The organism is Achromobacter sp. NCFB-sbj8-Ac1-l, from assembly GCF_052695805.1.
Genome location: NZ_CP199812.1, coordinates 5455162 through 5478360 on the forward strand (window position 1 = coordinate 5455162; position 23199 = coordinate 5478360).

Consider the following 23199-nt stretch of genomic DNA (forward strand, 5'->3'; position numbering starts at 1 on the left):
CACTTTCCAGGCCGCAGCGGCAGCAGCCGTGCCAGGCAATCCTCACCCCCTGTTCAGGAGCATACGCCATGCTTTCCACAGACCATACCTTGCCTTGCGACCACCGCGAGCCCATCGATCTGGTTCCGTCCCGTTACGCCGTGCAGATAGGAGACATCGACGCGCTGGTGATCAGCGATGGCGTGCTGCCCTTGCCCACGTCGACGATGGCCACCAACGCCGACCCGGCCGACCTGGCGGATTGGCTGCGCCACATGTGCATGCCGCCGGACGCATTCGACTGGCCGCTGAATGTGATGGTGGCCCGTCGTGGCGACCAGACGATCCTGATCGATGCCGGGTTGGGCGGGCAGTTCCCGGGCTTTCCGCGTGCCGGCCAATTTCCTCAACGGCTGGCGTCCGCAGGCATCGCCCTGGAATCCGTAACGGACGTGATCATCACCCATATGCACATGGACCACGTGGGCGGGTTGCTGGTTGCCGGCGTGAAAGAACGTCTGCGCCCGGACGTGCGCATCCATGTGTCCGCCACCGAAGTCGCGTTCTGGACATCGCCCGATTTCACCCATACCGTCATGCCCAGGCCGGTGCCCGACGTGCTCCGTGCCACCGCCACCGCGTTCTACAACGAATACCGCGATCGACTGTGCCTTTTCGAGGACACGCACGAAGTGGCGCCGGGGGTGAGCGTCCGCCTGACAGGGGGCCATACCCCGGGGCACAGCGTCGTCGACCTGGTGTCAGGCGGCGACCGCCTGACCTTTGCCGGCGACGCCATGTTCCCGGTGGCTTTTGACCACCCCGACTGGCACAACGGCTTCGAGCATGATCCCGAAGAATCGGCCCGCGTCCGCATCGGCCTCTTCCAGGAGCTCGCCAGCAACGGCGGGCTGCTGGTGGCGGCTCATCTGCCGTTCCCGTCCGTCGGACGGGTCGCCGTCCATGGCGACGCGTTTCGCTGGGTTCCGGTCATCTGGGATTACTGACCGGCCCCGCGTCCTGGTCAAGGCTGCAGCACCGCCATGCGGGGCTTGCCATATTCCTGCCGATAGCACACGCACAGCAGCACCCTGCCGACCCGCTCGCACCGCGCGACGAATCGCCAGCGGCTGAAGACCAGGCCGATTTCTTCCTTCCCGCCTGGGCCGAGCGGCCGCGTCCAGGTGATGGACAAGCGTGGCAACGCATGCAGCAACCCCAGTCCCACGCTTTTCGCGCAAGCCTCGCGGGCGACCCAGCCGGGCAGGAAATCCACGGCGACCTGGTCCCGTCGCGCCAGCCAGGCCGACAGGCGCTGTTGGCGGGCCGCCAGGTCGGGCCGGTCCAGATGCTCGATATCGATGCCCACATACTTGCGGTTGGCGTATAGCCGCGCCTGCACACCGCAACTGTCGCTCACGCCGAAGCCGGCAAGACCGGAAAGGTAGGGCTTGCCCAGCTTCGTGCGCGCGGCCTGCCCGGCACGTGCGGGGCCCTGGGCGCCCAGCACGACCGTGACGTCAAAGTTCGACGAGGGTGCGGTCATGCGTGCCCGTCGCGATCAGGGTGTCGGCCTCGCCTGCCACGGCACGGGCACTGAACCGCAGGGAATTGCCGAACATGGCCTCGACCGTGATCGTCAGGTGCACCGCGCTGCCCCGATGCGCCGGCGCCAGGTGCCGCACGCTGACCGCATGCCCCACCGACCCCCAGCGCCCGCCGCCCGCCAACCGGATGCACTCCGTCGCATACGACTCGATCCAATAGACAATGACGGGGGTGGCCAGCACGTCCAGATCCCCGCCATAGTTCAGCGCGCCCGCGGCGGCATCCACCACGCAGGTCTTCTCGAACTGCTGGCCTGTCTGGAACAACGCCTGCGCCTGCAGCATCGGGCCGCCCATCTAGGCGTGTTCCAGCGCGGCGAGCGTATCGGCCGCATTGCCGAAACGATCCTTGAACATGGATATCCAGCGCTCCAATCCAAACGCGACGCAACTGGTATGCACGAAACTGTCGTCCAGGCGGATATTGAATTTTTCACCGAAGTAGTTGCGGTGATAGTTCAGCGACGACACGGCATGGCCGTCGAATACCAGCTCACGCTTGGTGGGCGTCAACGCAGACAGGCGCGCCACGGCACTGCCTGAATCAAAGAAGGGATCATTGGCTTCTTCGCAACCCGCGCGGATTCCCAGTTGCGCAAAGAAGGAGAACAGGCGGTCGTACCCCGCTTCCAGATGCGCCTGCGCGCCCTCGGCAGTGCCCAGGTACACGTATTCCTTCATGGTGAAGTTGAAGGCGCGGTAACGGTCCAACGCCTTGTCTTCGTGCCGGAAGCAGCGCGCAATGCAGGATTCCACCCGCGCGCCGTCCAGGCGCTGCCCTTGCAGCCCCAGGTAGACCTTGTAGCAGGTCGCCGGCAGCAGGGCCACATCGGCGGTGAGCGCCTTGAAATCCCGGTCCAGCTTGCGCTGGCCGCGCGCAAATCCCAGCAACTCGCCTTCTTCGATGGAGCACATGACGCAGGTCAGATGGGGAAAATTGCGTACATAGCCCAGCGCATTGATCTCTTCATGGGCCAGCAAGCTGTCGAACTCCGCGGTGGCGTCGGGCGCGATCGAGAAGATGTCGTCCAGCTTTGCCTGCAGCACGTTCTTTACCTGATGCCATTGTTTTTCGATGATCACGATGCAATCTCCTGGAAGTCCCTGAATGCACTTGAGAATGCGGACAGGACGACGCCTTACGCCGTCAAGTCGGCCAGCACCTGCCGCACGGTTCGGATGGAATGCGTGTCCTTGCAGGACGTTCCGCAATACAACGCCATGTCCTCGATCAACCCCTCGGTGTGGGCGGTGGGCACCGCCACGCTGTAACGCAGGATGGGATAGCGTTTTCCAAAATAGTGCGCAAAGCCGATCACGCCCGCCGGCAGCGATCCCCCGCAACTGGCGTTGCGGATCACCCGGTGGCGATGGGTATGCCATCCCACGCTGAAACGGTCGGTGACCACGGTGTCGCCGGGCTCGGCTGCCACGATCGCCTGCTTGTAGCGGTCGTGCGCGGCGGATTCCCGGGTGGCCGCGAAGACCGTGCCGCACAACGCGCCGGAAAACCCGGCATCCAATACCAGGCGCAACTCGGCCGCATTGCTGATGCCGCCGCTCAGAAACACCATGCGCGTGTCCACGCCAAGGCGGGCGGCCTGATCCAGCGCTTGCGCGCGCGTGGTCTTGCCCAGGTGATGGCCGCCCGCCTCCGTCGTCTGCAACACCCCGAAGCACGCACCGGCATCGAACGCCGCGTCCAGCTCATTCCAGGTGCCCCCTTGCACGCCGTAGTCCATCCCCGTCGGCAAGGCCCGCAGCACGGCGGGGTCAGGTAGACCGAAGAAGGTCACGATCGGCCGTTCCGGCCGGTCCGCCACATAGGCCAACCGATCCAGCAATGCGTCCGCATCCAGCACGAACGGGACCAGGTTCACGCCGAAGCGCGCCCGGGTCAACGCGGCGGTCTGCGCGAGCAACTGGCCGATCTCGTCACGCGTGTGGCGGTACAGGCCTATCATGCCGAACGCGCCGGCCTCGCACACGGCGGCCGCCAGTTCCGGCTGTGCCACGCCGCCCATGCCGGCCTGCAGAACGGGCAAGCGCGCGCCCAACAGCGCTGCCACCCGGGAACTGCTGACAATCTGCGCCATGGTGTGCCCCTGCGCTACAGCGCGGCCAGGTTCAAGTCCGTCACCAGCCCCTGTTTGGTGAAGTAGGCGGCGCTGCGCTTGAACCATTGCTCGTGGACGGCCTTGCGCGCCGGGTGCGACCGCAGCGCGTTGCGCATGGCGTTGCCGTTGCGAAATCCCAGCGGCTCGTAGACCTGGGCATCGGCATACACAGCCGGGTTGTACATCAGGCTGATGAAATACCGGAACATGTTCGTCACCGTGCGCGCCACTTCTGCCCGGGTCGCGTCCGGGTCGTCCGCGCGTTCCAGCGCCAGCCGGTACAGGCGGGGCACCATTTCCCGGCCAAAGGACACGTGGCGGGATTCGTCGACATGATGCTGGTAGTTGATCTGCTTGAGGATCTCGGTAATGCCGTCCGTCGTGCCGACCTTATGGTTGTAGTAGTCGACGAACTCTTCAAAGATCAGCGTGCTGGCGAACATGTACAGATCGTCCAGTTCCGGCGTGGACGCCTGCGCATCGCCCTGCAGCTGAATCGACGGATATATCTTTCCCGCATAATCCAGGCAGGCCTTGGCGAAGTACCACATGTGGAAGTTCTCTTCGCCCATGAAGACATGCAGGTACTCGGACACATCGGCATAGCGCTCTTCGTAGATGCACCGGCTGACAAAGCTCAGCACCCCCTTGATGCCATGCACGTTGAGGCTGAAGAAATTGACCGCCTCCCACTTGCTCAGGCGTATCTGCTGCGCGGCGTCCAATTGCGCCTGCAGCGGCGTTCCGTAGGTCGTGAGCAAGTCATTGCTGCACCAGGGTTGGTCTTCCGGGATATGGGCGGGCCACTCGAAGCGCTCGTAGGGATCATGCGAACGCCCTTTGGATAGCGTCATCAGCCTGCCGATTCTTGCGTAGTCGATTTCCATGATGACTTCCTTGCCGCCCGGGCTAGCGCTGTACGTGGACGAAATTGACGATGGCATCCACCGTGCGCAGGTCCTCGACGGTGATGGCGGTAGAGACGTCTCGTCCCACCAGTTCGCCCAGGAACATGATGAAGTCCAGGAACTGCATGCTGTCCAGGATGCGCTCTTCGATCAGGTTCTTCTCTTTGATGCCTTCGACCTGCGCATTGCGGTTCTCCTTCAGCCAGGCGATCACTTCGGCTTCGGTATCGGTGACGGTCAGTGTGGACATATAGGCTCCGGTTCAATAAGTGGATATCGCGTCAGACCTTGACGGCCGACAGCAGGCAGAAACCGCTGCTCTCCTGGCGCAGCACGGCTTGGCGCTCAAAGCCGGCAGCCGCGATCTGCGCCTGCATGTCGCCCACTGTCCAACTGCGCCCGCCGTCCCACAGCGCCAGCGCGGACAGGTTGTGCAAGGTGGTGAACTGCGGCGCACGCCGGTCCTCGGCAAGGAAGTAGCCTTGCACCAGCAAGGTCCCGCCTGGGCGCAGCGCCTGCCACGCACGATGCAGCATCGATCGACAGACCTGCGCACTCTCTTGATGCAGCACGTTTGAAAAGAGCAGCGCGTCGGCCTCCTCGCCAAAACCGTCTTGGCGATAGTCGGCCACCTGGGCGCTGACGCGGTCCGCCAGGCCGGCCGCCCGCGCGGTTTCACGCGTGATCTCGACCACCGGCGCCAGATCCAGGACCCTTGCGGTGACCTCGGGCCGCGCCGCGCACAAGGCCAGGGAATACGTGCCGGCGCCCCCACCCACGTCCACCAGGCGGCGAATGGGCACGTCTTTCAAGGCCTCTGCGAACGCGGGCCCCGAACGGGACGCAAACTGATGCATGCCCAGGATGAAGTCCCGCATGAACTGCGGATCTTCGCCCAGCCACTTCGATTGGTTGTCTACCGCCTCGCCCCGCCGCACGGCTTCGGCCAGTTGCATCCAGGGCCGCTTCCAGCGATCCATGACCCGGATCCAGCACAACAGCGATTCGGGGCTGTCTTCGGTGAGAAAACGCGCGCTGAGATCGGTGTTGGCGTAGCGTCCGCCCTCGCAGATCAGCAGTTTTTGCGCCACGGCGCAGTCCAGCAAGCGCTCCAGCGGCTCGGATTCGCAACCCAGTTCCCGAGCCAGCTCGGCGCACGTGCGGGGTTCGGACAAGCGTTGGGCAATGCCCAGATCGGCCAGGGCATACAAGGGTTGCCCCTCCCAATGCCCGAACGCCAAACGGGAAAACGCCATGAAGCTCACATCCATCGAGATTCCCTCCTGATTCAGCAGTGATGGCCCGACGGGCCAAACAGGTGAACACGCAACAACCCCTGGACGGGGTTGGAAACCAGCGATCAGGACGTGGCACGCAAAGCCGAGGGTGATCCGGCCGCATGCGCCATCCTGGGAGTTGACAGCGATCTTGCGGTGGCGGCTAAAGGATGTCGCCGGAGTCTCTATGAAGGTCCATATTATGAACCTCTATTTATTCTTTTATTTTCGAGAATTCTATACCTGCCGGCAAAATAGGCAATAATAAATTTCACACGATATATATAGGTCCGCTATATGGACCAAAACACTGTTTAACCTGAAAGGTGCAGGCATGGAATGGAGCATGGCGGCACTGCTGGCCGGCGCGGGTGCGCTGGGCGGCGTCATCAACGCGCTGGCGGGCGGCGCCACGCTGATTACCTTTCCCGCGATGGTGGCGGCGGGCCTGCCACCCGTCATCGCCAATGCCTCCAGCGCGGTGGCCATATCGCCCGGCCACATCCTGGCGGCGCTGGCCGACCGTGAAAACCTGCCCGCCCCCGACCGGCGCTTCTGGCTGCTCTCGGCCGCCACCACCGCGGGCGGCGCGCTGGGCGCATGCATCCTGCTTGCCATTCCCCCCGCCTATTTCATCCTGCCGGTGCCGGCCCTGATCGCGTTTGCCACCCTGCTATTTGCCTTCGCCCCGCAAGTGCAGGCCTGGAGCGCGCGCCGGCGCGGCGAACAGGCGCAGGACGGCCCCGCACGCGGCGTGCTGCCGATCGCGCTGGCCTCCATCTACGGGGGCTTCTTTGGCGCCGGGCTGGGCGTGATCCTGACCGCGGTGATTTCCATCACGGATCCCGGCAACCTGCGCGCCATCAAGTCGCTGAAGAACCTGCTGGCGACGTTTGTCACCGCCGCGGCGATCGTCATCTTTATCGTGCAGGGCTCGGTGCATTGGCCGGCCACCCTGTTCATGCTGGCCGGCGCGCTGGCAGGCGGCTACCTGGGCGGCCACTTGATCCGCGTCCTGCCCGCGTCGGCCATCCGGGCGTTCGTCATCGTCACCGGCGCCGTCATGACCGTGATCTATGCGGCGAAGTATTGGTTCTGAACGCCCCGCGCCATCCTTAGCCGCCGCTCGGCGCCGGCAGCCATTCCTCGAGCGTGACCTCGAACGTCATGCAGATCGGGTTGGCGCCAGGCACGAAGGGGCCGCCATGCACCTGGCCCTCCGGGTCCGCCACCACCCCTGACAGCGACGCCGTCAAGGACCCATCCGGCTGCGCGCGCACTTCCCCGGCGAGGCTGACGATCTCTACCGCCGGGCCCGCGATGTGGCGATATCCGCCTTCGCGGGTGTAGAGGCAGGCATCCACCAGGCTACCCAACGCCCCGCGCACGAACGCGTTGCGAAAGCCCTCGGCCAGGCAGAGTTTTTCCACGCCCTGGATCAGGTCCTCGTTCGGACCGATCCGCGCATAGGCAACGCGGCCCATGCTGCCGCTTTCGATTTCAGGCGAGTTCATGTTGGCCGCCTCCTTGGGGCTGCAACAGCCGTAGATTGGTTTCCGCGTCGTAGGTGGCGCGCAGCTCGAATCCCTCCAGCGAGGTCACGAGCACCGGCACGGGACGATCCCCGACGATGCTCGTCTGGGGAATGATGTGCCCTCCCAGCGGCGCATGGCCATCGCGGCAAAAGGCGGCATGGCAGTGGACAAGGGGCGCGCCGGCATCGGTCTTGCCCAGCGTGGCATTGCCAAAAATCAGGTAGGCCGGCCCGGCGGGAATGGGCGCGGTGTAGGCCACCACCATCCGATGCTGGGGATCGGGCGGCGCCGTGCAGTAGTCGATGTGCCGGAAGGCGCCACCCAATATGGTCATCGAGGCGTTGGCAACACCGGCGGTGGCCAATGCATCGACCATGGCGTCAAACAGGCTGGCGCCGGGGCGCAACGACAGGCGGATATGGCGGCCGTGTCCGGCCGAGCGGCTATGAATGCGTACCGGGTTGAACGCCCCCGGGTGTATCAGCGTTCTGGGACGGGGCAGTGCTTGTATTCCCCGCAACGAACGATCCACGGTGGTGTATCGCATGGTCTGGACTCCGTGCGCTTGTGGCGCAATAAGTGGAACCTGGGCAATGACAAACTCAGTGCATGGCGGGCAGCATGCCTGCGGCCGTGAACCCTCCATCCACGCAGATAATCTGCCCGGTAACATAGCTGGACTTGGACTCATCAAGCAACCACCCGATGGTGCCGTTGAGTTCTTCAGGCGCGGCATACCGGTGCTGGGGCACTACCTGCTGCCAGGCCTGGCGGGCTTCGGCGGTGTGCATCTGCCCGACCAGCGGCGTTTCGATCGGGCCGGGCGCCACGGCGTTGACCCGAATGCCATAGGCCGCCAGCTCGACCGCCATCACGCGGGTCAAGGTCACCACGGCCCCCTTGGATGCGCCGTAGGCGGCGCGCCCCGCATTGCCGCGTATGCCGGACACCGACGCGATATTGACGATGGACCCGCGCCGCCGTTCCCGCATCCGCCGCGCGGCCTCTCGCGCCACCACGAAAGAACCGATCAGATTCACTTCCAGGATGCGCCGCAGCAAGGCGGTGTCGGTGTCCAGGAACGGAAGATCGCGCCCGATGCCGGCGGAATTGACCAGGCCCGATATCGGCCCGAAATCCAGTTCCAGCCGCGCCAGCGCGTCCACCACCTGCGCCTCGTCCGATACATCCATCAGCACGCGGCCCAGCTGATCGGCCGGCGCCAGGTCACGCATATCGTCCAGCCGCTCCTGGGACACATCCGCCACCAGCACGCATCGCCCGGCGTCCAGCAGGCCGCGCGCGACCGCCAGCCCGATGCCGGACGCGCCGCCCGTCACCAGGATTGCCTCTTGCATCATCTCCATGATCCAGCCTCCTCGTTCATTGATGTCGTTGTTGTGCAGCCGTTGTGCTGCGCATTGCGCGGCAGCCTGCGCTGCCGGTCAGCCTGACTAGCGCGCGGCTTCGGTGGCCTCGGCCAGGCAGCCGCGTTCATAGAGGGCATCGCGCACCAGCTTCTTGGTGATCTTGCCGTAGCCCGAACGCGGCAAGGCATCCCAGAAGAAGATCTGGCGCGGCAGCTTGTACCGCGCCATGCGAGGCGCCATCCATTCCATCAATTCTTCCGCGCTCAGCGCATGGCCCGCGCGCAGCACGCACACCATCACACCGACTTCTCCCCAGGTCGGATCCGGCACGCCCAGCACCGCGGTTTCGGCGACCGCAGGATGCGCCAGCACCTTTTCCTCGACCTCCCGCGGGTAGATGTTCGAGCCGCCCGAGATGTACATATCCGACTGCCGGCCGGTGATGTAGAGAAACCCTTCCTCATCCATGCAGCCCAGGTCCCCGGTGCGGAACCAGCCATTGCGAAACGCCTTCGCATTGGCTTGCGGGTTGGCGTAATACCCCGCGAACACCGCCGGGCCGCACACGCAGATCTCACCCGTTTCGCCGGCCGCCAATGGCCGGCCCATATCGTCCTGGATGCTGATCTGCATGCCGGTGCGCTCGTAGCCGCAGGTGCCGACGCGCGCCCCCGGGCCATCCGTCGCGTCGTGCAAAACCGGCGGCAGCACGGTGATGTTGCCGGTGACCTCGCCCAGGCCGAAGTACTGCACCAGCACCGGACCCAGCTTTTCCAGCGCGCGCTTCTGGTCCACGCGATACATCGGTGCGCCGGCGTAGACCACGTACCGCAGGCTGCGGTGGTCCCAGGTGTCCACGGAAGGATGTTCGACCAGCATCTTCACGATGGTGGGCACGGTGAACATATTGGTCACGCCGTGCCGCTCGACCAGCTGCCAGATCTCGTCGGCATCGAAACGCGTGCCGGCGGGCAGCACGGTGCAGGCAGCCCGCGCCACCTGGGTCAGGAAATGGATGCCAGCGCCGTGCGACAGGGGCGCCACCACCAGGCTCACGTCGCGCTCGGTGGTGCCAGGCATCAGGTCGCACAGGTGGTTCGTAATGACGAAGGCCATCTGCCCATGCGTCAGCACCGCCGCCTTGGGGTGTCCGGTGGTACCGGAAGTGAAGAAGAACCAGCAGGGGTCATCGTGCTCCACGTCGGCGCAAACCGGCGTCGCGCCCAGGCGCGCCTTGATCAGGTCGGCCACGTCCCGCGCGGGGAAATCGCCCGGCCCCAGCCGCGCCAATAGCGACAACTGCGGCATGGCGTCCGCCACCGCCGCGGCATGCCCGGGATAGTCGCCATGGCACAGGAAGGCCTTGGCGCCCGACGTCCGGGCCAGGTACACGGCTTCGTCCGGCGAAATCCGGAAATTGGTCGGCACCCACACCGCGCCCAGCCGCAGGGTGGCAAACAGCGTTTCGACGAACTCGAAGCAATTGCGAGAGTGCACCAGCACGCGGTCACCCTTGCCTATGCCATGGTCTGCAAGCGCCTGCGCCAAGGCCGCCGTCCGCTCATCGAGTTCGCGCCAGCTGCAGCGGCTGTCGCCGCTGATCAGGGCCGGCTGCAAGGGATGGCGGCGCGCCGCCTGCACCAGGAAGTGGGCCAGGTTCATTACCCGCCGCGAGACCGGCGCAACCCCTCCCGGCGGCGCGGTGGGCGGCTGGCCAAGCCCGGGGGAAAGGGCGGGATGCGGGGCATTCATTTGGCGCGCTCCAGGATGCTGACGTAGTTGGCCACGGCCGCGCCTCCCATGTTGAACACACCGGCCAGCGCAGCGCCGGGAATCTGCATGCCTTGCGCCGCCCCCGTCAGCTGCAGGCACGCCATCACATGCATGGACACGCCGGTCGCACCCACGGGATGCCCCTTGGCCTTCAGCCCACCCGAGGGGTTCACGGGCAGCCGGCCGCCCTTTTCGACCCAGCCCTCCTTGAGCGCCTTGTAGCCTTGCCCGCGCGGGGTCAGGCCCATCGCCTCGTATTCGATCAGCTCGGCGACCGTGAAGCAATCATGCGTTTCGACCAGGCTCAGGTCGTCCAGGTCCAGCCCGGCATCGGCCAGCGCCTGGCGCCAGGCCCTGGCGGCGCCCTCGAAGGCGATCGGGTCGCGGCGGCTCAAGGGCAGGATGTCGTTCACCTGGCGCCGGGCCCGGAACGCCACGGCACGCCTCAGATCGGGCATCAGGTCCGCGTCGGCCAAGACCAGGGCGGCGGCGCCATCCGAGACCAGCGAGCAGTCCGTACGCCGCAGCGGGGCGGCGACATAGGGGTTTTTGTCGCTGACGGTATTGCAGAATTCAAAGCCCAGGTCCTTGCGGATCTGGGCATAGGGATTGTCCACGCCATTCTTGTGATTCTTGGCCGCGATCCGTGCCAGCGTTTCGCTTTGATCGCCGTAGCGTTCGAAATACGCCGACGCGATGCGGCCGAACACGCCCGCGAAGCCGCCTGCGATATCCGCCTCTTCCTTGCGGTAGCTGGCGTTCAGCAGAATGTCGCCGATCTCGGCGTTGGGACGCGCGGTCATTTTTTCCGCGCCGACCACCAACGCGATCCGGCCGCGTCCGGACTCGATGAAATCCATGGCGGCATAAATGGCGGCCGAGCCCGTTGCGCATGCGTTCTCCAGGCGCATGGCCGGCACGTGCGCCAATTCCGGATGCGCCAGCGCCACCAGCGCCCCTTGAAAATCCTGCTTCTGAAACCCGCTGTTCATGACGCCGACGTAGATGCCGTCCACGGCGTCGGCCGCCACGCCCGCATGATCCAGGGCTGCGCCGGACACCCTTGCCATCAGGCTTTCCGTGTCCGGATCATCGAGTTTGCCGAAGGGGATGTGCGACCATCCCGCAATCACGGCACGCTTGCTCATTGCTGTCTCCTCAGGGTGCAGCCCCTTGCCCGCGTCTGGCGGACTCAGGACTTGGGCTTGGGGGACGGTGGACGCGGTCGCGCCCCCTTCCCCCCGGAACTGGCCTGCGCGAGCAGGCGTTTGGCCTCGCGCGACAACAGCTTGGCCAACTGGAACTGCCTTTCTTCATCCATGCGCGCTTCCACCGCCGCAATGCTCAATGCGCCAAGCACGTGGCCTTGCTCGTCGCGCAGCGGCACGCCGATGCCCCACGAACCCGGCACCACCAGGCCACGGTTCACGGAATAGCCCTGTTCGCGCACTTCATCGACCAGGGTGCGGATCAGCGGCACCGAGTAATGCGGATAACGGCGCGCAATGAGCGCGGCGTTGGCTTGCAGCGAGGATTCCACCTCGTCGTCCGGCAATGCGGCCAGGATGGCAAGACTGCCCGCACCGATGCCCAGCGGGTGCCGATCGCCCGGCAGCAGCACGTGGGTCTTCAAGGGGTAGTCGCCGTCTTCGCGCAGCACGCACACCGCGAACACATCGCGGCGCAGGGAAAAGAAGGCGGAATCACCGCATTCGTGCGCGATGCGTGCCACCACCGGCGCGGCCAGCCGGTTGATACCGAATCGCTCGCTGGCGACATGGCCCAGCACATGGCATTCCGGCCCCAGGAAATAGCGCCGGCTGGCGGGATCCTGCTCGACCATGCCTTCGGCCGCCAGGGCTGCCAGGATGCGATGCACGGTCGGTTTGCTCATGCCGGTGTCGCGCGTCAGCGCCAGCAGCCCCGCGCCGTCGCCCCGCGTGCGCGACACGCCGCGCAGCACCTGCATGGCACGCGAAATGGCCTGCGCGCCGCCGACCGGCGCAGAGCTTTCCAGCACGTCGTCTCCCTGGAGCCCGGTGTCGGACTCGCCACCCGCTGCATTCGATGGTCCACTTGATGGACCAATATTCTTAGTCTGATTTTTCATCTTGAGCCTATTTTATTGATTTACGCTAGAGAATCAATATGATTAAATAATTCCAAGGGTAGTACACAGGTCCATATATTGGACCTCATGCAAAGATAAAGCAAGAAGCCGGCATCGGCGCTTTATCCGGCCGCCCTCGATGGCGGCCGGATCTCATAACCAAGGAGACAGCATGAACACGACTCGACGCAAACTCATGAGCGCCGCAGGAGGCGGCGCGCTCTTGGCGCTGGCGCCCTTTCACAAGGTATTGGCCGCGCCGGAATTCCGCTACAAATACGCAAACAACCTCCCCCCGACCCACCCGATGAACCTGCGCGCCAACGAGGCCGCGCAGAACATCGCGCGCGACACGGGCGGCCGCTTCGAACTGGCGGTCTTCCCCAGCAGCCAGCTGGGGTCCGATACCGATACGCTCAGCCAGCTGCGGGCCGGCGCGGTCGAGTTCTTCACGCTGTCCGGCCTGATCCTGTCCACGCTGGTGCCCACCGCCTCCATCAGCGGCGTGGGCTTTGCCTTTCCCGACTACACCAGTGTCTGGAAGGCCATGGACGGCGACCTGGGCGCGCACATCCGCAAGGAAATCAACGGCAAGGGCCTGTTCGTCATGGACCACATCTGGGACAACGGCTTCAGGCAGATTACGACCAGCAACCGTGCCATCAAGGGCCCGGACGACTTCCGCGACCTGAAAATCCGCGTGCCCGTCAGCCCGCTCTGGACATCGATGTTCAAGGCCCTGGGTTCCTCGCCCGCCAGCATCAACTTCAACGAAACCTATTCCGCGCTACAGACCCGCGTGGTGGACGCCCAGGAAAATCCCCTGGCCATCATCCAGACCGCCAAGATCTACGAAGTGCAGAAGTACTGCTCGATGACCAACCACATGTGGGATGGCTTCTGGTTCCTGGGCAACCGCCGCGCCTGGGAAAAGCTGCCCGCCGACATCCGTGAAGTCGTCGCCAGGCACATCAACGCGGCCGGCATGGCCGAGCGCGCCGACGTGCTGGCGCTGAACAACCAGCTGCAGACCAAACTGGCGGAACAAGGCCTGGCGTTCAATACGCCGGAACCCGAGCCCATCCGCGCAGCACTGCGCAAGGCCGGCTTCTATAGCGGCTGGAAAGAAAAGTACGGCGAAAAGGCCTGGGGCCTGCTGGAGCAATCCGTCGGGAGCCTGTCATGAGAGTGGCAATGACCCACGCCGGGGACGTGCTGGCCGACGCCGGGGCGCCCGCGGCGGTCAGCCGGCCTTGGGCCGCCGCCCTGGACCGTGCGCTGGGGCACCTGGTCGAAATCCCGGCGGCCATCCTGGTGGTCGCCGAGATCGTCATTCTGTTCTCGGGCATCGTGGCGCGCTATGTGCTGCACACGCCGCTGGTCTGGTCCGACGAACTGGCCTCCATCCTGTTCCTGTGGCTGGCCATGCTGGGCGCGGTGGTCGCGTTCCGCCGCGGCGAGCACATGCGCATGGCTGCGCTGGTCAACAAGGCATCGCCCTCCACCCGGGCAGTGCTGGACATGGTCTCCATCGCCGCCGCGCTGGCATTCCTGCTGATGCTGCAAGGCCCCGGCTTTGAATACGCCTCGGAAGAGCGCTACGTCACGTCCGCCGCCATGGAAATCCCCAACGCCTGGCGAGCGGCGGCACTGCCCGTGGGCTGCGCGCTGATGCTGCTGATTGCATTGCTGCGCCTCGTTGAAAAAGCGCAGTGGCGCACCACCGGGCTGGCAATAGTGCTGGTGGGCGGCGTGGTGGCCGCCATGGCCGCGCTGCAGCCGGTGCTGGTCGGCCTGGGCAATTTGAACCTGCTGATCTTCTTCGTCGGCGTGGTCGCCGCCACCGTGTTCGCCGGCGTGCCGATTGCCTTTGCCTTCGGCCTGGCCACCTTCGGATACCTGTCGCTGACCACCGACCTGCCCATGATGGTCGTGGTGGGCCGCATGGATGAAGGCATGTCCCACCTGATCCTGTTGGCCGTGCCGCTGTTCGTCTTCCTGGGCGTGCTGATCGAAATGACAGGCATGGCGCAACGCATGGTGGCCTTTCTGGCAAGTTTGCTGGGCCACGTGCGCGGCGGCCTGTCCTACGTGCTGATCGGCGCCATGTATGTGGTGTCCGGCATATCCGGCGCCAAGGCGGCCGACATGGCGGCGGTGGCACCCGTGCTGTTTCCGGAAATGCGCAAGCGCGGCGCCAACGAAGGCGATCTGGTCGCACTGCTTTCTGCCACGGGCGCACAGACCGAAACCGTGCCGCCCAGCCTGGTGCTGATCACCATAGGTTCGGTCACGGGCGTGTCGATCACGGCGCTGTTCACCGGCGGCCTGTTGCCGGGCCTGGTGCTGGGCGTGATGCTCTGTCTCGTCGTCTGGTGGCGCAATCGCCGCGAAGACCTCAGCAACGTCCGCAAAGCCACCGGCCGCCAGATCGGCCACGCACTGCTGGTGGCCCTGCCCGCGCTGGCGCTGCCCTTCGTGATCCGCGCCGCCGTGGTCGAAGGGATCGCCACCGCGACCGAGGTCTCCACCATCGGCATCGTCTACGCCACGCTGGTGGGGCTGCTGATCTACCGCTGCTTCGACCCCAGGCGCCTGCTGCCGATGCTGGTCGACACGGCCTGCCTGTCCGGCGCCATCCTGCTCATCATCGGCACCGCCACCAGCATGGCCTGGGCGTTGACCCAATCAGGATTCTCGACGCAACTGGCCGGCGTCATGGGAGGACTGCCCGGCGGCGCGACCACCTTCATGGCCGTGTCCATCGTCGCCTTCGTCGTGCTGGGCAGCGTGCTGGAGGGCATTCCGGCCATCGTGCTGTTCGGCCCGCTGCTGTTTCCGATCGCGCACCAGATGGGCATCCACGAAGTGCACTACGCGATGGTCGTCATCCTGTCCATGGGCATCGGCCTTTTCGCGCCCCCCTTCGGCGTCGGCTACTACGCGGCATGCGCAATTGGCCGGGTCGCCCCCGAATCCGGCATCCGGCCTATCGCGGGCTATCTTTGTTCGATTGCGGTCGGAATCGTGATCGTGGCCGCAGTGCCGTGGATTTCCACGGGGTTCTTGAAGTGATGAGGCCGGCGGCGGATGGCGGCTCGACGAGACCGCCACGCCACGAACCGCTGCCGCTGCCCACGCGGCTGATGGCCAGGCCGACCTGACCAGGCTCGCTCATCGGTCGCCGGTGAGATCTCCGCGATAAACGATATGGATCTTGTTGCCGTCGGGATCACGCAGGTACGCGCCGTAGTAGCCGTCGCCATAATGCGGCCGAAGCGCCGGCGCGCCCTCGTCCGCGCCGCCGGCGGCCAGACCGGCGGCGTGGGAGCTTCTGACGGCATCCTCGTCTGGCGCCAGAAACGCCACCATGCTGCCGTTTCCTGCGCTAGGCGGCAGCCGATTGAACGGCGAATAGGCATAAAAGCGCGGCAATGCCGCGCCAGGAACGATCCAGCAGCGCGCGCCTGGCCCGCCGTCCGGCGTAACGGGCCGCTGGCGCAGGCCGAGCGGCTCAAGAATCGCATCGTAGAAGTCCGACGCGCGGCTCAGGTCGCTGACGCCGACCGTGACATGGCTGAACATGATTTTGCATCCTCAATCTGACGTTGAATTCCCGACACGCCGTCCGTCGACATGCGTTCGGGGGAAGTTACCCCATTGTGCGCCACGCATTCGGCGCCATCGCGCGATTCCGGATGCTCGTGTCCGCAAAGTCACGCCCGCCAACACCTTTTTTCGTGGATTCCAGGCTGGCAAACTGCCCTCCCTGATCACTGCCCAAGGAGCCTGCCCATGACATCCGTACACGCCGCCGCCTTCGCCGCCGGCGCCAAGCCTACCGTCTTCATCGTCAACGTCATTCATGCCCATCCGGGCAAGCAGGAAGACGCCTTTGCCGCCATCCAGGATGTGGTGCATTACGTGGCTCGAACCAAGGCCGGATTTCTGTGGAGCAACCTGGCCAAGAGCACCGACGGCAAGACAGTGGTCAACATCGAAGCCATTGCCGGCGAAAACCAGGTGGACGAGTTCTTTTCCGATCCGGTGTTTCTGGACAAATTCCGCAAGCTCGATGAGGTGTCCACCAGCGAGTTCCACACTTACCGGGTCGACGACCTGGTGCTGCCGGCGATGACGTAGCCCCGCCCTGCCGCCCGCATCGAAGGCACGCTCACCAGGCCGTGACGGTGCGCCTCGCCCTCAACCACGCAGGCCCGGCCTTGGGGTCAACCCGGGCCGTCGCTCGCGGCCGCCAGCAGCGGCACCAGGATGTCGCTGATCGGCGTAGGAACGCCATGAACCCGGCCGCGCCGCGCGATGACGCCGTTGCGAATATCCCATTCGAGTGGCCGGCCGGCTTCTCGATCCGTGAGGATCGACGTGCCCATGTCGGCGGGAGCCGCCTGGAATTTTTCGAGAATCGCTTGCGGCACGTCGTCGCCGAGAACGGCCCCGTCTGCACGTGCCACGGCCAGGCACTCCTGCAGATAATCCAGCGTAAGCCGGGCGATGTCAGCGCGGCCGAACATGCCGCAGCGACGCGACGTCAACACCATGAGTCCCGCTGCCGCGTTCTGCATCAGCTTGCGCCAAGCCAGCGCACTGAAGTCCGGGGCCAAGTCGACGGCGCACCAGCTGCCTCGCAACGCTTCGGCCACGATGCGGGAAGCCGACGTGTCTGGCAAGCTGAGCCGCGCATCGCCGCGCAGGCGTACCGAGCCATCGGTTTGTGCTTGCGCAGGGAACCACACGACAGCGGGAACGATCTGCCCCTGCGGCATGTGCGGGCCGACCCTGTCCACCTGTTCAATCCCGTTCTGCAGGACGCACACCACGGTTTCGGGACCGACCAGCGCCGCAAGCCATGGCGCTGCCGCCTCGATTTGTGTGGACTTGACCGCCAGAAAGACGATGTCCGCGACGCGATCGACCTGTGCGGGATGCGTCCGAACAGGGCCGGGGACGGTCATAGCGCGCTCACCGTCCAGCAGGGTCAGGTGATCGCGTGGGGTACGCCCACACAGTAACGGCGAACGGCCCGCCTGGTGCAGCGCCGCCGCGACGGTGGTGCCGATTGCCCCCGGCCCCACGACCGCGACAACCGTGTTGATTTCCATGTTCATGAGCGCGTCATCCTGGTAACAGCATCTGCTTGCGCGAGGCTTGTGCCCGCCGCCCAGTGAATGTAATCTATTTCACATGGACAAAGAAACAGGTAATGGCGTTTCAGAAAGCGAGAAACGATTGCAGCAATGGATGGGCAGCATTCAAGCCCGCAGTGGCGACCTCGCCGCAAGCGAGGCGAAAGTCGTCGACCTCCTGCTCGCCGATCCTCTATTCGTGGGAGCAAGCACGACCGCGGAAGTGGCTGCCCGGGCTGGCGTGTCGCCGCCGACCGTGGTCCGCGCCGCGCGTGCGCTCGGGTTCACCGGGTTCACCGAACTCAAGATCGACATCGCGCGGGCTCGCGGCACGGCCCGGTTCTTCGCGCCTCCTGAAGTGCTTACCGCGGATTCGACGTCGGCCTCTGTGCTGGAAACATCCATTCGCGCAGGCACCGACGCACTGACCGCACTCGGCGGGGCCATCGACCTGTCCGCGCTCGACAAGGCGGTCGAGCGAATCCAGCACGCGCGCCAGGTGTTTTCATTCGGCGCGGGTCCTTCCTCGACGGTGGCCGCCGATGCCGTCTTCCGTCTACGCACGATCGGCGTGATGTCCGTTGGCATCCCGGACCACTTGTCGGCAATGATCGCGGCAAGGCTCCTCGGCACTGGGGACGTGGTAATCGCCATCAGTTCAACCGGCCGCACGGCATCGACCCTCGCGGTCGCCGACGCGGCCGTCTCGGCCGGGGCTTCGCTGATTGCCGTCACCAACCAGTACGACACGCCGCTTGCCGCCCTCGCGGAAGTCGCGCTTGTCGTCGGCGGCATGCCGTTGCCGTCACAGATGGCCGCTGCGGGAAGCCGGCTGGCCCAGCTCGTCGTCATTGACGCGCTTGTCACCGCCCTCGCGCTGCGCGATCAAGCGCGAAGCCGCCGGGCGGAGCGAGCGGGCATCGATCTGCCTGACATTTCCTGATGCCGCCCGGCACCATCGCACTGGTTCTCGCTGCAGCGGTGGCGCATGCGGTGGGGATCGACCCGTCTGCTGCATGCTTTGAGCGTTATTCGAAAGACCCTATGATTGCATGCAGGTAAACAACGAAGGCGCATCGATGGCACGTCCCGATCTCAACCTCCTGCTGGCGCTGGATGCGCTGCTGGACGAGGGCAGCGTCATTGGCGCCGCGCGGCGCATGCATCTGAGCGCGCCGGCGATGAGCCGCACGTTGAGCCGCATCCGCGAGGCGCTGGGCGATCCCGTGTTTGTTCAGGTCGGGCGCAAGCTCGTGCCCACGCCCAAGGCGCTGGCGCTGCGCGAACAGGTGCGGGTGGCGGTCGAGCAGGCCTCGCAGGTGTTCGCCGCGGGTGCCGAGATCGACCTGAAGTCGCTGGATCGGCGTTTCAATGTCCGCGCGACCGATGAATTCGTGAGTATCCACCTGGGCCGTCTCCTGGACGCAATGGCGCGCGAGATGCCGCGCGCGATGCTGCGCTTCTCGCCAGAGGAAGACGATGTGGACGAAGAGGCGCTGCGCAGCGGCCGCATCGACCTGTTCATCAGCGCCTCGCGCAAGCTGGGGCCGGAGATTCGCGCGCAGTCCCTGTTCACCACGACGTTCGTGGGCACCGCACGCGCCAACCACCCGATTTTCGACGACGAAATCACACCCGAACGCCTCACGCGCTGGGAACACATCAGCGTGTCGCGGCGCGGCAAGGCCGGCGGGCCAGTCGATGACGCCCTGGAAGCGCTGGGGCTGCGCCGACACGTCGCGCTGGTCGTACCCAATCCGTATACGGCGCTGTTCGCGCTGCAGGATTCGGATCTGCTGTTGCCCTTGCCCCGGCATCTGGCCAGCAGTGCGCTGGCCGCGGGCCTGGGCATTCGCCTGTTCGACCTGCCGACGCCGCTGGAAACAGTGCTGCTGACGCAGGCATGGCACCCGCGACTGGATGGCGACCCCGCCCATCAATGGCTGCGGCAGACCATTCATGCGCTGTGCCACGACAGCCACGCCCAAGCGGCAAAGCTTGCCCAACCCTAGCGGCGGACACGCCCTCAGGCGTGCGTGATACGCAATCAATCGATTGCAATAAATTCACTTTTCGGAATGATTGGGCCTGCCTACAGTGACACGTATTGCTCACTGTAAAAGGGTTGCATCATGCCTCCGGCGGACGGGCCTGAAGCGGATTCAGGCGTTTTCCCACGCCATGCCTGGCTTTGGACAGGGCTGGCGCGCGGACTGCCGTATCTCGACCTGACGACACCGCGTGCCGCCTATGTGATGCGTTCACTCCTGGCTGCCAGCCTGGCCCTCGTAGCGGCCTATTTGCTGAAACTGCACGCGCCCTATGCCGCGGCCTCCAGCGTTCTGCTTGTCATCAATCCCGTCCAGGGCGGCGTGATCGGCAAAGGCGTGTGGCGGGTCGTGGGAACGCTGGCCGGCATGCTGGCCACCTTCGTGCTGATGAGCGCCTTCGGACAGATGCCCTGGTTGTTCCTGCTCGGGTTTGGCACATGGGTGGGGCTATGCGTGGCGGGCATGACTTTGCTGCGTCATTTCCGGGCCTATGGCGCAGCGCTGGCGGGCTACACCGTGGGGCTGGCGGCGTACGGCGCCATGCAGCATCCCGAACGCACCTTCGACCAGGTGATGGGGCGCGGCGCGTCCGTGCTGCTCGGCGTGGTGTGCCTGGCGGTGGTGTCGACCCTGTTCAGCACCCTCAGTGTGCGCAATCGCCTGTCCCGGCAGCTGGACCGCCTGGCCATTGCCACGGCGGATGTGCTGGCGACCGATCACCAGGCCATTCAGGACAGCGCCGAAGCCGGCCGCAAGCCCCTGGACGCCGGACGGCGCAACCTTATCACCGAGGTGTATGGCATAGACGATCTGTTGGCACTGGGCAAGGCTGAGTCTGCCGATCTGGCCCGGCGCGCCGGCACGGTGCGACACACGATGGTGTCATTGTTTTCTTCCCTGGTGGGCGGCGTGCCGCCCCTGCGCGAACACAGCGCCAGCCTCGCCACGCTGCGCGCGCTGCAGCCGGAGTGGGAGCAGGCATGGCGGCAAGCCGGGCAGGCCCTGGCACAGGAACCCGGCCCCGTCGGAAGGGCGCGCGCAGCCAGGCTCCTGACCGGCCTGCGCGCCCGGCTGGCGGCCGCGATCAGCGCGACCTCGCCAGACGATCCGTCCGACCAGGCTGCGCTGATGATCGCGGGCGACCGATTGCTGGAGCAGCTCGACGATTACCTGCAAGCCATCGAGGGCATCGGACATTTCCACCAACCCAGGCCGACGCCGGCGCGCGTGTCGGTGCCGTTTCACCGCGACACGGCAGCGGCCCTCCAGAACGGCTTGCGCGCCCTGCTGAGCGTGGTGATGGGCGGCGCATTCTGGATCGCCACCGGCTGGACGTACGGCAACTTGATGCTGGCCGGAATGGCGGCGGCGTGTGCGCTGCTATCCACCGCCGCCAATCCCGCACTGGGCGCCGCCGAGTTCATCAAGGGCACGGTGGCTGCCGTGGCGATGGCCTTCCTATGCACCTTCATCGTGCTGCCGCATGTCTCAGGCCTGCCGCTGTTGCTGGTGGTCCTGTGCCTGTTCTGGCTGCCGGGCGTCTATGCCACCACGATGCCGCGCCATGCCTTGGCGGGCGTTGCCTATTTGGTGGCCTTCACGACACTGGCGGCAGCGGACAACCCGATGCGCTACGACTTTGCACTGTTCCTCAATGGCTCCGTGGCCTGGATCCTGGCGACGTGCTTCACGCTGTTGGGGTTCAGGATCCTGCTCCCGCGCAACCTGGCGCGCGACGTCACGCGCTTGCGCCGGCGCATGCGCGATGAGGCGCTGGAAACCTTGCGCGGCGAGCCTGCCGATGCCAGGACATGGCAATGGCGCCAGCAACACCGCATCGCGCAACTCGGCGCCTTGCTCAGGGCACAGCCGCAGGCGATGGATCGCGCCATCGCCCAGGCGCTGACCAGCCTGCATCTGGGCCAGGAAGTCCTGCGCTTGCGACGCTGGCTGCGCCAGGCGCCCCAGGACGCCGAATGGCCGCGCGTGGTGGCCGGCACGCTGCGCCATTTGCGCCAGCGGGCCGCTGATCCCGCTCGCGCGGCGCGACATGCCCGCCGCGCCGCGAAATCCTTGGCGCGCTTGCCGGCGCGTTCGAGCACGGCGATGGGCGACTTGCAGCCGTTGACCGCCCTGCTGCAGGACATCGCCGCGCTGCTGGACCGCCATGCGAACGACGTTTCGCCCCCCCTTGAAGGCCATGCCCATGCTCAGTGAGTTCTCGTTGGCCGGCATCTACCTGCCGCCGTTCTTCGTCTATGCCTGCGCGGCCCTGCCGATCTACCTGGGCATACGCTACGCGCTGGCGCGCAGCGGGATGCTGCGCCGGGTGTGGCATCCCGGCTTGTTCGAGTTCGCCATTTCCCTTTGTCTCGTTTCCCTGCTGGTACTGTATGTCTGAACGCTCATTGCCCACCCAACCCCTGCTGCGAGCAGGACTGACTCTCGCGGTGGTCATCGCCGCGGGCTTCCTGGTCAGCGCGCTGTGGCGCGCCTATGTCGTCGCCCCCTGGACGCGCGATGGTCGGGTCAGCGCACAGATCGTGCGCGTTGCCGCTGAAGTGTCCGGCACCATTGCCGACGTGTCGGTAACGGACGATCAATACGTCAAACAGGGCGAGGTGCTCTATCGCATCGACAACGCCACCTTCGCGCTGGCATTGGCTCAAGCCGAGGCGCAGTTGGCGGTAGCCGAAGCGTCCTTGCGCCAGAAGGCCGAGGATGCGCGGCGGCGCCGCGGCATGGAAAGCCTGGTACCTGCCGAGGAAATCCAGCGCGCGAACCAGGCGGTGACCATCGCCCAGGCAGAGCTGCGCAGCGCGCAGGTCGCCGTGGACAGGGCGAAGCTGGACCTGGCGCGCACCGTGCTGCGCGCGCCGACGGACGGCTACGTCACCCGCCTGCGATTGAACAAAGGCGACTATGCCGTGGCGGGCCAGCCGAATATCGCCTTGATCGACGCCAACAGCTTCTGGATCACCGGCTATTTCGAGGAAACCAAACTGCGCGGTATCCAGCCCGGTGCGGCGGCGCGAATCCGCCTCATGGGGTTCGACCAGGTGTTGGCGGGACGGGTGGCAAGCATCGGGCGGGGCATCGCCGATACCAACCAGCAGGCCGATGCGCAGGGTCTGCCGAGCGTGGAGCCCAGTTTCAGTTGGGTGCGACTGGCGCAGCGCATCCCGGTGCGCATCGAGTTCGAGCTTGTCCCGCATGAGGTCGTGCTGGCGGCCGGCATGACCGGCAGCATCGAGGTCACCCCATCGGCAGGCTCCCCCGTTCCCCAGGGCCGGTTGCTCTCGCTGCTGCACGACTGGATGTGAGGGCC

The 23199-nt window shown here is 65.7% G+C and carries 25 protein-coding genes; 10 read left to right on the plus strand and 15 right to left on the minus strand.

The window, feature by feature from the left end; all coding sequences use genetic code 11:
* Positions 1-68: 68 nt before the first annotated feature.
* Complete coding sequence (locus tag ACUDP5_RS25045) at positions 69-986, plus strand: MBL fold metallo-hydrolase (RefSeq protein ID WP_445657487.1); 918 nt, start codon at positions 69-71, stop codon at positions 984-986.
* 17 nt (positions 987-1003) lie between these two features.
* Here ACUDP5_RS25045 and ACUDP5_RS25050 read toward each other — a convergent pair whose 3' ends face one another.
* From ACUDP5_RS25050 to ACUDP5_RS25080, 7 genes are read right to left on the minus strand one after another with little or no spacing between them, the layout of a single operon-like run.
* Positions 1004-1525: a 4'-phosphopantetheinyl transferase superfamily protein gene (locus ACUDP5_RS25050; RefSeq protein ID WP_263909825.1), complete on the minus strand. Its 522-nt coding sequence runs from the start codon at positions 1523-1525 to the stop codon at positions 1004-1006.
* Positions 1500-1883, minus strand: coding sequence for a thioesterase family protein (locus ACUDP5_RS25055; RefSeq protein ID WP_263909824.1), 384 nt, complete (start codon positions 1881-1883; stop codon positions 1500-1502). Before ACUDP5_RS25055 ends, ACUDP5_RS25050 begins: the two co-directional genes overlap by 26 nt.
* Positions 1884-2669: a hypothetical protein gene (locus ACUDP5_RS25060; RefSeq protein WP_445657488.1), complete on the minus strand. Its 786-nt coding sequence runs from the start codon at positions 2667-2669 to the stop codon at positions 1884-1886.
* 56 nt (positions 2670-2725) lie between these two features.
* Entirely contained in the window at positions 2726-3682 is a 957-nt protein-coding gene (locus ACUDP5_RS25065) for an NAD(P)H-dependent flavin oxidoreductase (RefSeq protein WP_445657489.1), read from the minus strand.
* Positions 3683-3696: 14 nt separating this feature from the next.
* The gene (locus ACUDP5_RS25070; protein WP_263909821.1) at positions 3697-4590 is read right to left on the minus strand and encodes a diiron oxygenase; all 894 of its coding nucleotides are present in this window, start codon (positions 4588-4590) and stop codon (positions 3697-3699) included.
* A 22-nt stretch (positions 4591-4612) separates the two neighbouring features.
* Positions 4613-4861, minus strand: a complete 249-nt coding sequence (locus tag ACUDP5_RS25075; RefSeq protein WP_263909820.1) for an acyl carrier protein — start codon at positions 4859-4861, stop codon at positions 4613-4615.
* Between the two features lie 31 nt (positions 4862-4892).
* Positions 4893-5867, minus strand: coding sequence for a methyltransferase (locus tag ACUDP5_RS25080; RefSeq protein WP_445657490.1), 975 nt, complete (start codon positions 5865-5867; stop codon positions 4893-4895).
* A 367-nt stretch (positions 5868-6234) separates the two neighbouring features.
* Here ACUDP5_RS25080 and ACUDP5_RS25085 point away from each other — a divergent pair, with 367 nt between their 5' ends.
* A complete protein-coding gene (locus tag ACUDP5_RS25085) occupies positions 6235-6987 on the plus strand; it encodes a sulfite exporter TauE/SafE family protein (RefSeq protein WP_263909818.1) in 753 nt (250 codons plus the stop codon).
* A gap of 16 nt (positions 6988-7003) precedes the next feature.
* Here ACUDP5_RS25085 and ACUDP5_RS25090 read toward each other — a convergent pair whose 3' ends face one another.
* The 6 genes from ACUDP5_RS25090 to ACUDP5_RS25115 all read right to left on the minus strand — a co-directional run bounded on the left by ACUDP5_RS25090 (position 7004) and on the right by ACUDP5_RS25115 (position 12586).
* The gene (locus ACUDP5_RS25090) at positions 7004-7402 is read right to left on the minus strand and encodes a PPC domain-containing DNA-binding protein (RefSeq protein WP_263909817.1); all 399 of its coding nucleotides are present in this window, start codon (positions 7400-7402) and stop codon (positions 7004-7006) included.
* Positions 7389-7970 carry a DNA-binding protein gene (locus ACUDP5_RS25095; protein ID WP_263909816.1) on the minus strand — a complete coding sequence of 194 codons (582 nt, stop codon included), beginning with the start codon at positions 7968-7970 and terminating at the stop codon, positions 7389-7391. Before ACUDP5_RS25095 ends, ACUDP5_RS25090 begins: the two co-directional genes overlap by 14 nt.
* 55 nt (positions 7971-8025) lie before the next feature.
* Positions 8026-8790: an SDR family NAD(P)-dependent oxidoreductase gene (locus tag ACUDP5_RS25100; RefSeq protein ID WP_263909815.1), complete on the minus strand. Its 765-nt coding sequence runs from the start codon at positions 8788-8790 to the stop codon at positions 8026-8028.
* Between the two features lie 87 nt (positions 8791-8877).
* Positions 8878-10455 carry an acyl-CoA synthetase gene (locus ACUDP5_RS25105; protein WP_445659212.1) on the minus strand — a complete coding sequence of 526 codons (1578 nt, stop codon included), beginning with the start codon at positions 10453-10455 and terminating at the stop codon, positions 8878-8880.
* A gap of 86 nt (positions 10456-10541) precedes the next feature.
* Positions 10542-11714 carry an acetyl-CoA acetyltransferase gene (locus ACUDP5_RS25110; RefSeq protein WP_445657491.1) on the minus strand — a complete coding sequence of 391 codons (1173 nt, stop codon included), beginning with the start codon at positions 11712-11714 and terminating at the stop codon, positions 10542-10544.
* A gap of 44 nt (positions 11715-11758) precedes the next feature.
* On the minus strand, positions 11759-12586 hold the full coding sequence (locus ACUDP5_RS25115; protein WP_263909812.1) for an IclR family transcriptional regulator: 828 nt from the start codon (positions 12584-12586) through the stop codon (positions 11759-11761).
* A 262-nt stretch (positions 12587-12848) separates the two neighbouring features.
* Between ACUDP5_RS25115 and ACUDP5_RS25120 the strand changes: the two genes are divergently transcribed.
* Positions 12849-13862 carry a TRAP transporter substrate-binding protein gene (locus ACUDP5_RS25120; protein WP_263909810.1) on the plus strand — a complete coding sequence of 338 codons (1014 nt, stop codon included), beginning with the start codon at positions 12849-12851 and terminating at the stop codon, positions 13860-13862.
* Positions 13863-13870: 8 nt separating this feature from the next.
* Complete coding sequence (locus tag ACUDP5_RS25125; RefSeq protein ID WP_445657492.1) at positions 13871-15751, plus strand: TRAP transporter large permease; 1881 nt, start codon at positions 13871-13873, stop codon at positions 15749-15751.
* Positions 15752-15850: 99 nt separating this feature from the next.
* On the opposite strand, the gene ACUDP5_RS25130 is transcribed toward ACUDP5_RS25125, so the two are convergent.
* Positions 15851-16261 (minus strand): VOC family protein, encoded by a 411-nt coding sequence (locus ACUDP5_RS25130; protein WP_263909806.1) that lies wholly within the window; start codon positions 16259-16261, stop codon positions 15851-15853.
* A 210-nt stretch (positions 16262-16471) separates the two neighbouring features.
* Between ACUDP5_RS25130 and ACUDP5_RS25135 the strand changes: the two genes are divergently transcribed.
* Positions 16472-16819: an antibiotic biosynthesis monooxygenase gene (locus tag ACUDP5_RS25135; protein ID WP_445657493.1), complete on the plus strand. Its 348-nt coding sequence runs from the start codon at positions 16472-16474 to the stop codon at positions 16817-16819.
* Positions 16820-16905: 86 nt separating this feature from the next.
* On the opposite strand, the gene ACUDP5_RS25140 is transcribed toward ACUDP5_RS25135, so the two are convergent.
* A complete protein-coding gene (locus ACUDP5_RS25140; RefSeq protein ID WP_263909802.1) occupies positions 16906-17802 on the minus strand; it encodes an oxidoreductase in 897 nt (298 codons plus the stop codon).
* Between the two features lie 76 nt (positions 17803-17878).
* On the opposite strand from ACUDP5_RS25140, the gene ACUDP5_RS25145 reads away from it, so the two are divergent.
* The 5 genes from ACUDP5_RS25145 to ACUDP5_RS25165 all read left to right on the plus strand — a co-directional run bounded on the left by ACUDP5_RS25145 (position 17879) and on the right by ACUDP5_RS25165 (position 23194).
* On the plus strand, positions 17879-18763 hold the full coding sequence (locus ACUDP5_RS25145) for a MurR/RpiR family transcriptional regulator (protein WP_445657494.1): 885 nt from the start codon (positions 17879-17881) through the stop codon (positions 18761-18763).
* A 136-nt stretch (positions 18764-18899) separates the two neighbouring features.
* On the plus strand, positions 18900-19832 hold the full coding sequence (locus ACUDP5_RS25150; protein ID WP_445657495.1) for a LysR family transcriptional regulator: 933 nt from the start codon (positions 18900-18902) through the stop codon (positions 19830-19832).
* 243 nt (positions 19833-20075) lie between these two features.
* Positions 20076-22088 carry an FUSC family protein gene (locus ACUDP5_RS25155; RefSeq protein WP_445657496.1) on the plus strand — a complete coding sequence of 671 codons (2013 nt, stop codon included), beginning with the start codon at positions 20076-20078 and terminating at the stop codon, positions 22086-22088.
* Entirely contained in the window at positions 22078-22272 is a 195-nt protein-coding gene (locus ACUDP5_RS25160) for a DUF1656 domain-containing protein (RefSeq protein WP_263909793.1), read from the plus strand. Before ACUDP5_RS25155 ends, ACUDP5_RS25160 begins: the two co-directional genes overlap by 11 nt.
* Positions 22265-23194 carry an HlyD family secretion protein gene (locus ACUDP5_RS25165; protein ID WP_263909791.1) on the plus strand — a complete coding sequence of 310 codons (930 nt, stop codon included), beginning with the start codon at positions 22265-22267 and terminating at the stop codon, positions 23192-23194. Before ACUDP5_RS25160 ends, ACUDP5_RS25165 begins: the two co-directional genes overlap by 8 nt.
* The last annotated feature ends 5 nt before the right edge of the window (positions 23195-23199 follow it).